Origin of the sequence: Halomarina litorea (assembly GCF_024227715.1) — an archaeon.
In the GTDB taxonomy this organism is placed as follows: domain Archaea; phylum Halobacteriota; class Halobacteria; order Halobacteriales; family Haloarculaceae; genus Halomarina; species Halomarina litorea.
On the sequence record NZ_CP100448.1, the window covers coordinates 654,438 to 667,801 of the forward strand.

The window sequence follows — 13,364 nt, forward strand, 5'->3', positions numbered from 1 at the left end:
TCAGACACCCTCGTCGGGGAGGCGTCGCGTCGCCACGCTCCCCGAGAGGTCGACCTGCGGGTAGGGGATGTCGATGCCCGCCTCGTCGAAGCGTTCCTTGACCGCCCTGACGTACTCGCTCTGGACCGTCAGGTAGTCCCGACGGTTGGGGTTCGAAATCCAGAACAGGGCGACGAGGCCCACGTAGGAGTCGGCGAGGGGGTTCTCGCTCAGTTGGACCGCCGGGGCGGGGTGTTCGAGGATATCCGGGTGCGCGATGGCCTCCTCGACGATGATGTCCGATGCCCGCTCGATGTCGTCCTCGTAGCCGATACCGAAGGTGAAGCTGATGCGGAGTTTGTCGCGGGCCGTGGGGTTGAGCACCTCGTTCTGCGTGAGTTTCGAGTTGGGGACGGTGATGATCTCGTTGTTGAAGGTGCGGATGCGCGTCACGCGAAGCGAGATGTCCGTGACGATGCCCTCGTTCGGGAGGTCACCGCTCGCGGGCCACTTGATCCAGTGGCCCACCCGGAAGGGGCGGTCGACGAAGATGAACACGCCGGCGACGAAGTTCGCCAGCAGGTCCCGGAGGGCGAAGCCCACCGCGAGCGTCGCCGCCGCGCCGACGGTGGTGAACGACGCGAGGAGGCTGCCGTACCCACCGACGGCGAACCCGACGGCGAACGCGAGGAAGCCGACAGCCAGTCTGAGGATGCGGAGGAGGGGTCGCTGGGCGTCCCCCTCGACCCCCCGGGCGTCCAGTCCGCGACGGGCGAGTGGGACGAGGACCGCCCGCCCGAGGAGGTAGACGACGGCGGCGACGACGACCAGCGTGACCACCCCACCGACCGCCTCCGCGTACGGGACGCCGAGGTCACGGAGGGACTCGCCGACGGGGCCGACCTCCTCGGGGTTCAGGTCGATGCCGGACCCGGAGTCGTTGCCCGAGTCGTTACCCGTGCCGTTTGCGGGGTCCGTCTGTGCGTTCGTCGGGAGTGGAGCGGTTGTCGTGGAAGCGTTCGGGACGGCCACTGGTAGGGGTCACTCGCGCCGGTGGTATTACCATCGGTGTGGCAGTGGCAAGTCGAAGGCTGCCCCTTCCGACGCGGCGTGTCGAAAACACTCACATTCTCAGAACCAAATGTGTTAAGGGGACGATGCCGAAACCCGCAGACCATGTCCGAAGACGACACGTCCGAGTCGGCCCCCTCGCGGCGGACTCGCCGACCGACCCGTCCAGCCCCGACCCGCCGGCGGTACCTCGCGGCGTCGGGGGCGGCCCTCGCATCCGCCCTCGCGGGGTGTGGCGGTACCGACCCCTCCGGTGGGCGAGAGTCGACCCCGGAGCGGAGCACCGACTCGAGTGAGACGCGGACGTCGACCGGCACCCCCGAACCCGCCGCGTTCGCCACGCCGGTCGTCGAGGGGCCGGACGCCGTCGCCATCGACGAGACGTTCGCGCTGTCGGTCACCGTCGAGAACACCGGCGGGACCAAGGGGACCTACGAGGGGGCCGTCGCCGTCACCGAGGGCAACCTGCAGTACGAGGAGGAGTTCGAGGCGACGGTCGCCGCCGGGTCGTCCGCGACGGTTGCCCTCGACGACCTGACCGTCGAGTACGCCGACGACTACACCTTCGCGGTCGACGGGACCGACGCCGAGACCACCGTCTCGGTTACCCCCCTCACCGCGTCGCCCGGCGAGTCGCTCCGGGTCGAGGAGGGACTCGACGTGACCGTAGCGGGCGTGACGCTCCGGGACTCGGTGTTCACCACGGTCACGTACGCCGGCGACGACCGGACGACGGACGTCCACTCCGCCCCGTCGGGCGAGGTGCTGGCGGTCTTCGAACTGGGGATAGAGAACGTCGGAACCGAGCGGGTGACCTTCCGGAGCGAGTCCGTGGCCGTCGCCGGCGGCGACCTGTACCACGAACCGCCGGGGGACGCGCGTGATCTCTCGGAGTTCGACGGGTCGCTCATCGACGACTGGCGGCGGCTCGGCCCGAGCGAGACGGCCTCCACCCTCCTCGTGGCGCAGATCCCCGTCGAACGAGTCCCCGAGGGGTTCTCGCTGACCGTTCAGCGTGACTCCTCGAACACGCCGCCCGAGTTCGAGTGGGCGTTCGGGGACGTCGCCCCCGTCGAGGTACCCGCCTTCGAACTGCAGTCGGCGGACGTCCCCGAGGAGGTGTCCGAAAACGAGGAGTTCGAGGTGCGCTTCGAGGTGACGAACACCGGCGCACCGGGCACCTTCCGGGGGGTACTCCAGTCCGAGGAAGGGGCCTACTGGCTCGCGGACGCCACGTTCGAAGCCGCGTTCGACGCGGGCGAGACGAAGACGCTGGGAGCGACGACGAGTGCGGGCGGGTTCGGGTCGACGCAGAGCTTCCGACTCGTTCCGTTCGGCGAGGCGTGGACCGTCCGGTTCTGAGGGACGCCGGGTCACTCGCCGGTGGCTCCCTCGACTCCGGAGGTCACCGCTAGGGCCGTGTCTCCCTACGGGGAATCGCCAATCGTGGGGGGAACCGAGTCGTGAGCGCCGCGTGGGATACCGAACTCTCGGAGGAGTGTGCCGGCTCCTGTCTCGGAACGAGGATCTAGCGGAACGAAACGGGCAGGAAGGGGGTGGAACCACGGTCGCTCACCGCGCGAGACGCCCCACGTCTCACTGGCTTCCGCTCGCTTCACTCGCGGGAACTCCGTTCGCTCCCTGCTTCAAATCCCGCCCGGGTCAGTGATTCGTCTCTCACTTCGTTCGAGACAGAATCACGAGCTCGACGGGATTTGAACCCGCGACATCTTGGTCCGGAACCAAGCACTCTGTCCACTGAGCTACGAGCCCTTGCCCACAGGTATCCGAGCGAGCGGTATAACGGTTGTCGTTCGGTTCAGTCCTCGGCCGCAACGGTCCCGCCGGCGGGCGACTCCTCGACGACCGTCTCCTTCCACGTCCCGCGGAGGAACCACGCGCCGGCGGCGATGGCCCCGACGACGTTGCCGAGGGCCATCCCGGTCCAGAGGCCCGTCGGACCCCACTCGGCGACGAACGCGAGGTAGGCGACGGTCGGGACGCGGCCGACCCAGAGGGCGACCAGCGAGAACGCGAGGGCGGTCTTCGTGTTGCCCGCGCCGCGGTACGCCCCGAGGAGGACCTGCAGGACGCCGATGAAGGCGAACTCGACGGTCCGGATGCGGAGGTACTCCGTCCCGTGGCGGATGGTCTCGACGGCGTCCTGCGTCCCGGTGGTCATGAACACCGAGACGATGGGTTCGGCGAACAGGTAGGCGACGACGGCGACGACGAGCATCACGCTCGCGCCGACGCCCGCCGCGAGGCCCACCGCGCGCTCCGCGCGGTCGGGCTTGCGCGCCCCGAGGTTCTGACCGACCATGGTGTTGGTCGCCCGGCCGAGTCCCATCGCGGGGAGGAACACGAGCGAGATGAGGCGGTTGCCGAGGCCGTACGCCGCCACCACCGGCGTGGTGAACGTGACGACCATCGCGGTGAGGGTGATCATCGCCAGCGCACTCGTCGACTGTTCGAGGGCGCTCGGCGTGCCGATGGAGACGATCTTGCGAATCGTCTCGCCGTCGGGCCACAGGTGGGCCAGTTCGACGTCCGGGCCGAGGTCCGTCCAGAAGATGAGATAGAGGCCGACGGCAGTGGCGACGACCCGCGAGAGGAGCGTCGCGAGCGCCGCACCTTCGACGCCCGACCCGACGTACCCCGTCGCGGCGAACAGCGACGCCTGCAGACCGCCGAGGCCGAGCATGGCGAACAGCGGGTTCCCGTCGAACCCGAAGATGAGGACGGGGTCGAGCAGGACGTTGAGCGTCACCGACAGCACCATCACGAGCATCGGCGTGCGGGTGTCGCCGTAGCCGCGCATCAGCGCGGAGAAGACGAAGAAGCCGAACAGGAACGGCGTCCCGAGGAAGAACACCTCCATGTAGTCGGCCGCCAGCGGCACGACCTCCCTCGCGGTCTCGGGGTCGGTCGGCAACACGCCGAGCATCGGCCCCGTCGCCACGTACCCCAGCGCGCCCAGCACTATCGCCAAGAGCGTGACGAACGAGAGCGTCTGTCCGGCCACCTTGCCGGCCGACTCGCCGCCGCCCGCGCCGGTGTACTGCGCGACCAGCGTGCTCCCCGCCACGGTGAAGCCGCCGCCGACCGACAGCAGGAGGAAGATGAGCGGGAAGGCGAGGCTCATCGCGCCGACGGCGGCCGCCGAGTAGCGGCCGAGCCAGAGGGTGTCGGCGAGGTTGTACGCCACCTGAAGGAGTTCGGTGACGACGATGGGCCAGGCGAGGGCGAACAGCGGCCTCGCTAGCCCGCCCTCCGTGATACTACTCTCTGTGGGACCGGAACTGCTCACTGCGGGGACTCACCGTCTCTGAGAAGGCGACTGGGGTACTATAGGCCTACTGTGAGTGTGTGTCGCGTGGGCGTGCCGGACGCGAGCGTCGGGGACGGTCGGAACCCCCGAAGAACGAAAGAGCGGAGGTGACCGGTTACGGGCTCTCGCCCGTCTCGATGGAGAAGTCGGAGATGGGGTAGGCGACGCAGGTGAGCGTGTAGCCCTCCGACATCTCCTCGTCGCCGAGCATCTCGTTCGTGTGGTGTTTGATGTAGTCCTCGGAGTGGCCGCCGTCCGTGATGTGGCCGGCACAGGAGATACACTGGCCCTGCCGGCAGGCGTAGGGCAGGTCCCAGCCCTCGTCCTCACCGGCGTCGAGCACCGTCTCGTTCTCCTTGATTTCGATGGTTTGGCCCTCCTTCACGAACTCTATCTCGAAGGTCTCGGCCTCGTCGTCCGGGATAGCCGACGGGTCGTCGTCGTCCGCCGCCTCGGCCTCGCCCTCTTCCAGTTCGCCACCCGCTTCGCCCCCGGCGGCGACCGCACCCGCGGCGGCAGCGCCGCCGCCGATGGAGCGGTTCATCGGCTCGGGGAAGTCCGTCTCGGGGACCGTCGCGGCACGCCGTTCGAGGAGTTTCTCGGAGATGTCCTCGGCCGGCTGCCACTCGGTCCCCCGGGAGAAGTGCAGCGCGACCACGATGAGAACGAGCGTGGCCCCGACGCTGATTCCCAGTACGTCTACCATGCTGAGCGGTTGGGAAGGGTGGCATAACAGCGTTGTGATTACCCCGCCCCACGTTTTGCTGCACTCGCGGGCGGGCGGCACGCTTCGCGTTCGCTCAGCGGTCGCCCGCCGGCTCGCTGGCAAAACCTGCATTGCGAGACGCTCCGCGTCTCGCAGGCACCCAGAACCGCGGAGCGGTTCTGAGAGGACGAAAAACCTCGTCGTTCCCTTCGGTCACTCCTCGGCCCGCTCGCTCGCTTCACTCGCTCGCGGCGGGTCGTAGGTGAAGAACCGCCCCGCCGACCGCGACCGACCGCCTCCGCACCGCGCCGAACTGTCTTCGTCTACTCCTCCATCCGTGGCACTTCGTGGCGACCGAACCCGTACCGGAGTCGGTTTGCGAGGCGGCGCGAGAAGCGCCCCTCGTCGGGCGAGCGAGAGCCGAACCGTTCGGCGAGGGCGGCGTAGATGAGTGGGAGGGGCACCTCCTGTTCGAGGGCCTCTTGGACCGTCCACGTGCCCGTCGAGCCACCCTCGATTCGGTCGGCGACGGTGCCCAGCGAGGACCCCTCCTCGCGGAACGCCTCCTCACAGAGTTCGAGGAGCCACGACCGGATGACCGCGCCGTTGTTCCACGTCCGGGCGACCGCTTCGAGGTCGAGGTCGTAGCGGCCCTCGTGGAGCAGTTCGAAGCCCTCGCCGTAGGCCTGCATGAGGGCGTACTCGACGCCGTTGTGGACCATCTTCACGTAGTGGCCCGACCCGGCGGGACCCATCCGGTCGTGGCCGTCGGGACCGGTGGCAACGGCGTCGAACACGGGCACGAGTTCGTCGTAGGCCCACTCGGGACCGCCGACCATCAGCGAGAAGCCCTCCTCAGCGCTGGCGGGACCGCCCGAGGTGCCGCAGTCGAGGTAGGCCACCTCGCAGGACTCGGCGCGGCGCGTCGAGTCCTCGAAGTGGGAGTTGCCGCCGTCGACGACCACGTCGTCCGCGTCGAGGTGGGGTGCGAGTTCGTCGAGGGCGGCGTCCACGGCGTCGCCAGCCGGGACCATGAGCCAGACGCGCTTCTCCTCGCCCAGTTCGTCGGCCAGTTCGGGAAGCGAGAGCGCAGGCGTCGCACCCGCCTCCGCGGCCGAGTCGACGGCCGACTCGTCCACGTCGAAGGCCACCACGTCGTGGCCGGCGTCCATGGCGCGGTCGGCGACGATACGCCCCATCCGTCCGAGACCGACGACTCCCAGTTGCATACCCGCGAGTCCGGGTGCGGGGAGGTAGTGGTTGTGGTTCCGCCCGCCTGTGAGGGCCGGGATACCACGTTCCGGAAGGTTGATTTGAGGAGATTTACTCTCGGAAGCATGGACTACGCGGACAACATGTGCGCCATCGTCACGGATCACGCCGGGGACCTGGTTCGCTACTTCGTCCGGGTGGACCCCGACACTCGGGAACAGGACCTGCTCCACCTCAGGGCAGACCTGAGGTGGACCGACCACCGCCGGGCGGAGGTCGACTCCGAACTCCTCGAACTGGTCGCCAAGGAGGCCTACGAGTCGAAGATGGACGCAACGAACGTCACCCAGATAATCAAGGTCGCCGACACCAAGGTGCTGTTCACCGGGTTCATCGAGGAGGAGGTGGTCGTCGCCGCGTTCGACCGGGGCATCTTCGGCGTACTTTCCGGCATCGTCACGGAGTTCCGCGAGTACATGCTGGCGAACGACATCGAGTTCACCGAACTGAGCCTCTGACGGCGACCGAGGACACGAAGATTTATCCTATCCACTCGATTACGCTCTCCTATGTACCGGTCGCCAGTAGTACGTGTGTAAGCTCCTTCTCTCAGAGCACCGCAGGCGACCGACCGCATCCAGCAGATTCAGTAGACCATGACCGACCTACCGGACGAGTACGACCCGGACCGTATCGAGCGCAAGTGGCGAGACGAGTGGCGCGACAGCGACCTCTACGCCTACACCGACGACGAGGACCGCCCCGACTACGTCATCGACACGCCGCCGCCGTACCCCACCGGCGACTTCCACATCGGGAGCGCGCTGGGGTGGTGTTACATGGACTTCGCCGCCCGCTACCACCGACTCAAGGGCGACGACGTCCTCTTCCCGCAGGGGTGGGACTGCCACGGCCTCCCGACCGAGGTCAAGGTCGAGGAGAACCACGGCATCAACCGCCACGACGTCTCCCGCGAGGAGTTCCGGGACCTGTGCATCGAGCACACCGAAGACCAGATCGACTCCATGCGCGAGACGATGGACGTCCTCGGCTTCTCGCAGGACTGGAACCACGAGTTCCGCACGATGGACCCCGAGTACTGGGGGGAGACCCAGCGCTCGTTCGTCCGGATGGCCGACTCCGACTACGTCTATCGCGACGAACACCCCGTCAACTGGTGTCCGCGCTGTGAGACGGCCATCGCGGACGCCGAAGTCGAGAACATCGACCGCGAGGGCACCCTCCACTACGTCACCTTCGAGGGCGTCGGGAACGACGACATCGAGATCGCGACGACCCGCCCCGAACTGCTCGCGGCCTGCGTCGGGATGGCCGTCGACCCCGACGACGAACGCTACGCGGACCGAATCGGCGACACCTTCGAGGTGCCCCTGTTCGGCCAGGAGGTCGAACTGCTCGCCGACGACGACGTCGACGGCGACTTCGGGACGGGCGCGGTGATGATCTGTACGTTCGGCGACAAACAGGACGTGACGTGGTGGGCCGAGTACGACCTCGACCTGCGCGCGGTGTTCACCGAGGACGGCCGCCTCAACGACCTCGCCGACGAGTACGCCGGTCTCACCGTCGACGAGGCCAAGAAGCAAATCGCCGCCGACCTCGAATCGGAGGGCTACCTCAACGACACCGAACCACTCGAACAGTCCGTCGGCGCCTGCTGGCGGTGTGACACCCCCATCGAGATTCTCTCGAAGGAACAGTGGTTCGTCCGGGTCGACCAGGACGAGATCCTCAGCTACGCCCGGGAGGTCGAGTGGATCCCCGAGCACATGTACACCCGACTGGAGGAGTGGACCGAGGGGATGGACTGGGACTGGGTCATCTCCCGCCAGCGCGTGTTCGCCACCCCCATCCCGGCGTGGTTCTGTGGTGACTGCGGCGAACCGTACATCGCACGCGAGGACGACCTGCCCGTCGAACCCACCGAGGAGGACCCCGAAGTCGGCGAGTGTCCCGAGTGCGGTGGCGACCGCTGGCACGGCGAGACGGACGTCATGGACACGTGGATGGATTCCTCCATCAGCGCGATGTACGTCAACGGCTGGCCCGACGAGGCGTTCTCGCCCGTCCAGTTGCGCGAACAGGGCCACGACATCATCCGGACGTGGGCGTTCTACACCATCCTCCGGACCGCGGCGCTCGAAGAGGAGATTCCGTGGGAGGAGGCGTTGGTCAACGGGATGGTCTTCGGCGACGACGGCTACAAGATGTCGAAGTCGCGGGACAACTCCGTCGCGCCCGAGGAGGCCGTCTCCGAGTACTCCGCCGACGCCTTCCGGCAGGCGATGGCCCTCGGCGGCCAGCCCGGTGCCGACATCCAGTTCCAGTGGAAGGAGGTCAAGTCGGCCTCCCGCCTGCTGACGAAGCTCTGGAACATCACGAAGTTCGCCGCCGGCCACGTCGACGAGCGGACTCCCGAGGTCGAGGACCCGGCGTACCGCGACGCCGACGCGTGGATTCTCGCACGGTCGGCACAGGTCGCGAACGACGTGCAGAGCCACATGGACGAGTACCGCTTCGACGCCGCCCTCCGCGAGATTCGGGAGTTCGTCTGGCACGACCTCGCCGACGACTACCTCGAACTCATCAAGGGGCGCCTCTACGAAGGTCGCCCGGGCGAGCGCAACGCGGCGCGACACGCGCTGTTCACCGTCCTGACGGCGTCGCTCCGCATGCTCTCGCCGTTCGCGCCCTTCCTCACCGAGGAGGCCTACTCGGCGCTCCCCGGCACCGAGGGGAGCGTCCACGTCGCCGGGTGGCCGGCGACCGAGTTCGACGCGGACGGGGCGGACGTCCGCGGCCAACTCGTCGCCGACGTCGCCAGTCGCATCCGCGGGTGGAAGTCCGAGCAGGGGATGGCGCTCAACGCCGAACTCGAACGCGTCGAGGTGTTCCCCGACGAGGCCGACCGCGCACTCGACACGTACGACCTCTCCGGGGCCGTCAACGCCCCGGTGTACGTCGAGACGGGCCGTCCGAACGTCGAGATGGTCCCGGTCGGCGTCGACCCCGACCACGCGACCATCGGCCCCGAGTTCCGCGACCGGGCGGGGGCGGTCATCGCGGCGCTCGAATCGACGGACCCGGGCGAACTGAAGGCCCAGAAGGACATGGCCGACGAACTCGAACTGGACGTCGACGGCGAGACGGTCTCGCTCGACACGGACGCTTTCGACGTCCTCGAAGAACAGCGTGCGGCCAGCGGCGAGGAGGTCGTCGTCCTCGAACTGGACGACGCGACGGTCCTCATCTACGAGGGCTGACCGGCACTGTCGGTACTCCACGCGACACCGACCCCTCTTTGTGGCTCCCCGTCCGCCTCCGGGTATGGACGAGCGCATCCACGAACACGCACGCATCCTCGTCGAGTGGAGCGCCCGCATCGAGGCGGGCGACGACGTGGTCGTACAGGTCGACGAGGACGCACACGAACTGGGCGTCGCGGTCGCCGCCCAACTCGGCGAGAAGGGCGCGAACCCCGTCACCGTCTATCGCTCCGGCGAGATGGAGCGGTCGTACCTCTCCTCCCACGACGGCGAGTTCGACCAGGACCCCGACCACGCGCTCTCGCTGTACGAGAACGCCGACAGCGTCCTCTCGCTTCGTGGGGGGCGCAACACGAGCGCCATGGCCGACGTGGACGGTGACATCCGGCAGGCGTACTCGAAGGCCCGCATGGGCGTCCACGAGGCCCGCCTCGACACCGACTGGGTGGCGACGGTCCACCCCAACCGCTCGCTGGCCCAGCAGGCCGGCATGGCTTTCGAGGAGTACCAGGAGTTCGCGTACGCGGCCATCCTCCGTGACTGGGAGTCCCTGGCCGAGGAGATGCAGCGGATGAAGGAGATCCTCGACGCGGGCAGCGAAGTCCGACTCGTCAAGGAGAGTACGGATATCACGATGTCCATCGAGGACCGCATCGCGGTCAACAGCGCCGCGAGCGTCGCCTACGACAGCCACAACCTCCCCTCCGGGGAGGTGTTCACGGCCCCCTACGACACCGAGGGGACGGTGCTGTTCGACGTGCCGATGACGCTCAACGGCAGGCACGTCCGGAACGCACGCCTCACCTTCGAGGACGGCGAGGTGGTCGACTACGCGGCGGAGGCCGGCGAGGCCGCACTCGCGGAGGTCCTCGACACCGACGAGGGGGCCCGGCGGCTCGGCGAACTCGGCGTCGGGATGAACCGCGGCATCGACCGGTTCACGGACAACATCCTCTTCGACGAGAAGATGGGCGACACCGTCCACCTCGCGCTCGGTCGGTCGTACGACTCGAACGTCCCCGAGGGCGAGACGGGCAACGACTCGGCGGTTCACGTCGACCTCATCACGGATGTGAGCGGGGACTCGCGCATGGAGGTAGACGGTGAGGTCGTCCAGCGGAACGGTCGGTTCCGGTGGGAGGTGGGGTTCTCCGAGAGCGAGAGCTGAGCGAGCATCGCGGTCCGACTGGGTTGGAACGGAGCGGCCCGCGAGCAGGGAGTGCCTCCGAACCCCGGCCGACGCGGTCGCTCTCGACCGCCAGAGCACCACGACGGGGCTTAGCGCTTTTCGCTCCGACACTCGAAGCACGACGGTGCCCTCCAGTTGAAGGAGAACGCGCGAATCTCCACGCTCTCCTCGCCGCCGAACTAGGGCGAAAGCGAACAGGCGACGCCACCGCTCTCCACGGGGAGTGGCGTCGCACACCCGCTCCGTTCCCCGTGGCGGCTCTCAGACCACGGGGTGTGTGGTCCCGTCACGCTACTTGAGGGCTCGGAGCGATGGAGCCGTCGCTCCGGGTGGGATGAAAGAACGAGAGAAGCGCTGTTGCGGACGTTCTAGAAGTAGTCGACGCCCTCGGGCAGTTCCGTCTTCATGCCCTTGCGCTCGCGGATGGCCATGATGGTCTCCGGCTGGAGGTTGTCGGCCATGACCTGGAACCCGGCGTTCTCCGTGTTCCACGACGCGCGACCCTCGGTGGCCGAGCGGATGTCGGAGGAGAACCCGATCATCTCGTCGACGGGCGCGATACCCTCGACGACCATGAGGTCACCCTCCTGATACATGTCGTCGACGCGGCCACGGCGACCCTGAATCTCGCCGGAGGCGGCGCCCATGTGCTCGTTGGGCACGTCGATGCGGACGTTCTGGATGGGTTCGAGGAGCTTGACGCGCGCGGCGATGAGACCACGGTGGACGGCCTCGCGGACGGCGGGGATGACCTGCGCCGGACCGCGGTGGATGGCGTCCTCGTGGAGGCGAGCGTCGTTCAGACGGATGAGCGTCCCCTGGACCGGTTCGGCGGCCAGCGGCCCGTCGTCGAGGGCCTCCTCGAGGCCCTCGATGACGAGTTCCATCGTCTCGTTGAGGTGCTGAATCCCCTTCGTGTCGTCGATGAGGATGTTCGTCCCGTGGATGTGCTCGACGTTCTGGGACGTGTCCTTGTCCATGCCGGCCTCCTGCAGCGCCTCGCGGCGCTCCAGTTCGGGCATGTCCATCGACGCCTCACCGAGGCGGAGCTTCTCGACGATGTCCTCCGAGAGCGGCTCGACGGTCAGGTAGAACCGGTTGTGACGGTTCGGCGAGATGCCCTCGACGGTGTCGCAGGCCCCGGTGACCTGCTCGCGGAACACGACGATGGGTTCGCCGGTCACGACCGGGATGCCCTGGTTGCGCTCGATACGCTGGGTGATGACCTCCAGGTGGAGTTCACCCTGCCCGGAGATGAGGTGCTCCCCGGTGTCCTCGTTGATGGTGATCTGGATGGTCGGGTCCTCCTTCGAGACCTGACGGAGCGTCTCGATGAGCTTCGGGAGGTCGTCCATGCTCTTCGCCTCCACGCTCTTCGTGATGACCGGTTCCGAGATGTGCTCGATGGACTCGAAGGGGGTCATCTCGATGGAGGAGACGGTCGAGCCGGCGATGGCGTCGCGCAGGCCGGTGACGGCCGCGATGTTCCCCGCGGGAACGCGGTCGACCTCCTCGCGCTCGCCACCCATGTAGATGCCGACGGACTGGACGCGGTTCTTGCCCGCGGTGCCGGAGACGTACAGCTCCTGGCCCTTCTCGATGGTGCCCGAGAAGACACGACCGGCGGCGATCTCGCCGGCGTGGGGGTCGATGCCGATGTCGGTGACCATCAGGACGACTTCGCCGTCGTCGTCGACCAGGCGCATCTGCTCTGCGACGTCCGAGGTGTCGTCACCGCGCCAGATGCGCGGGATACGACGGGGCTGGGCGTCGAGCGGGTCCGGGAAGTGCTCACAGACCATGTCGAGGACGACGTTCGACAGCGGCGTCTGCTCGTGGAGCTCCTGGCGCTGGTCGTTGCGCTCCATGTCGATGATGTCGCCGAAGTCGAGCCCGGTGCGCTGCATCGACGGCATGGAGACGCCCCACTTGTAGAGGGCGGATCCGAAGCCGACGGTGCCCTCCTCGACGCTGACGGTCCAGTCGCCGACGTCGTCCATGTCCTCGGTCATGCCGCGAATGAGGTCGTTGACGTCGCGGATGACCTTGAGGAGGCGCTGTTGCATCTCCTGGGGCCCCTCCTGGAGCTCGGAGATGAGGCGGTCGACCTTGTTGATGAACAGCGCGGGCTTGACGCCCTCGCGGAGCGCCTGCCGGAGCACCGTCTCCGTCTGGGGCATCGCGCCCTCGACGGCGTCCACGACGACGAGCGCACCGTCGACGGCGCGCATCGCGCGGGTCACGTCGCCACCGAAGTCGACGTGGCCCGGCGTGTCGATGAGGTTGATGAGGTGGTTCTTCCCCTCGTACTCGTGGGTCATCGAGACGTTCGCCGCGTCGATGGTGATGCCGCGTTCCTGTTCGTCCTCCTCGGTGTCCATCGCGAGCTGCTGGCCCGCGGTTTCGTCCGAAATCATCCCGGCACCGGCCAGGAGGTTGTCCGAAAGTGTCGTCTTTCCGTGGTCGACGTGAGCCGCGATGGCGATGTTCCGGATCTGCTCCGGCTTGTCCATCAGCTTCTCACATTCCTGTACGATTTTCTTACGTCGGCCCATTACCGTGTTCTACCGACAGCGTAGTGAAAAGGGT

General features: G+C 67.6%; 9 protein-coding genes and 1 tRNA gene. 4 read left to right on the forward strand and 6 right to left on the reverse strand.

The genetic code is table 11. The annotated features are described in order from the left end of the window. Positions 1–1,011, reverse strand: a complete 1,011-nt coding sequence (locus tag NKG96_RS03605) for a mechanosensitive ion channel family protein (RefSeq protein ID WP_254537093.1) — start codon at positions 1,009–1,011, stop codon at positions 1–3. Positions 1,012–1,155: 144 nt separating this feature from the next. Here NKG96_RS03605 and NKG96_RS03610 point away from each other — a divergent pair, with 144 nt between their 5' ends. Beyond that, positions 1,156–2,412, forward strand: a complete 1,257-nt coding sequence (locus tag NKG96_RS03610) for a hypothetical protein (protein WP_254537094.1) — start codon at positions 1,156–1,158, stop codon at positions 2,410–2,412. A gap of 338 nt (positions 2,413–2,750) precedes the next feature. On the opposite strand, the gene NKG96_RS03615 is transcribed toward NKG96_RS03610, so the two are convergent. The 4 genes from NKG96_RS03615 to gnd all read right to left on the reverse strand — a co-directional run bounded on the left by NKG96_RS03615 (position 2,751) and on the right by gnd (position 6,532). After that, positions 2,751–2,823 (reverse strand) — tRNA-Arg (locus tag NKG96_RS03615). A 46-nt stretch (positions 2,824–2,869) separates the two neighbouring features. Continuing rightward, positions 2,870–4,360 carry an MATE family efflux transporter gene (locus NKG96_RS03620; RefSeq protein ID WP_254537095.1) on the reverse strand — a complete coding sequence of 497 codons (1,491 nt, stop codon included), beginning with the start codon at positions 4,358–4,360 and terminating at the stop codon, positions 2,870–2,872. A 136-nt stretch (positions 4,361–4,496) separates the two neighbouring features. After that, on the reverse strand, positions 4,497–5,087 hold the full coding sequence (locus NKG96_RS03625; protein WP_254537096.1) for a 2Fe-2S iron-sulfur cluster-binding protein: 591 nt from the start codon (positions 5,085–5,087) through the stop codon (positions 4,497–4,499). A gap of 323 nt (positions 5,088–5,410) precedes the next feature. After that, positions 5,411–6,532 (reverse strand): phosphogluconate dehydrogenase (NAD(+)-dependent, decarboxylating), encoded by a 1,122-nt coding sequence (gene gnd / locus NKG96_RS03630; RefSeq protein WP_368409274.1) that lies wholly within the window; start codon positions 6,530–6,532, stop codon positions 5,411–5,413. On the opposite strand from gnd, the gene NKG96_RS03635 reads away from it, so the two are divergent. The 3 genes from NKG96_RS03635 to NKG96_RS03645 all read left to right on the forward strand — a co-directional run bounded on the left by NKG96_RS03635 (position 6,425) and on the right by NKG96_RS03645 (position 10,754). Further along, entirely contained in the window at positions 6,425–6,817 is a 393-nt protein-coding gene (locus NKG96_RS03635) for a hypothetical protein (protein ID WP_254537098.1), read from the forward strand. The genes gnd and NKG96_RS03635 overlap by 108 nt on opposite strands. Before the next feature lie 138 nt (positions 6,818–6,955). After that, entirely contained in the window at positions 6,956–9,583 is a 2,628-nt protein-coding gene (locus tag NKG96_RS03640) for a valine--tRNA ligase (RefSeq protein ID WP_254537099.1), read from the forward strand. Positions 9,584–9,647: 64 nt separating this feature from the next. Further along, on the forward strand, positions 9,648–10,754 hold the full coding sequence (locus NKG96_RS03645) for an aminopeptidase (RefSeq protein WP_254537100.1): 1,107 nt from the start codon (positions 9,648–9,650) through the stop codon (positions 10,752–10,754). 389 nt (positions 10,755–11,143) lie between these two features. Here NKG96_RS03645 and NKG96_RS03650 read toward each other — a convergent pair whose 3' ends face one another. Further along, positions 11,144–13,330 carry an elongation factor EF-2 gene (locus tag NKG96_RS03650; RefSeq protein ID WP_254537101.1) on the reverse strand — a complete coding sequence of 729 codons (2,187 nt, stop codon included), beginning with the start codon at positions 13,328–13,330 and terminating at the stop codon, positions 11,144–11,146. Positions 13,331–13,364: the final 34 nt, after the last annotated feature.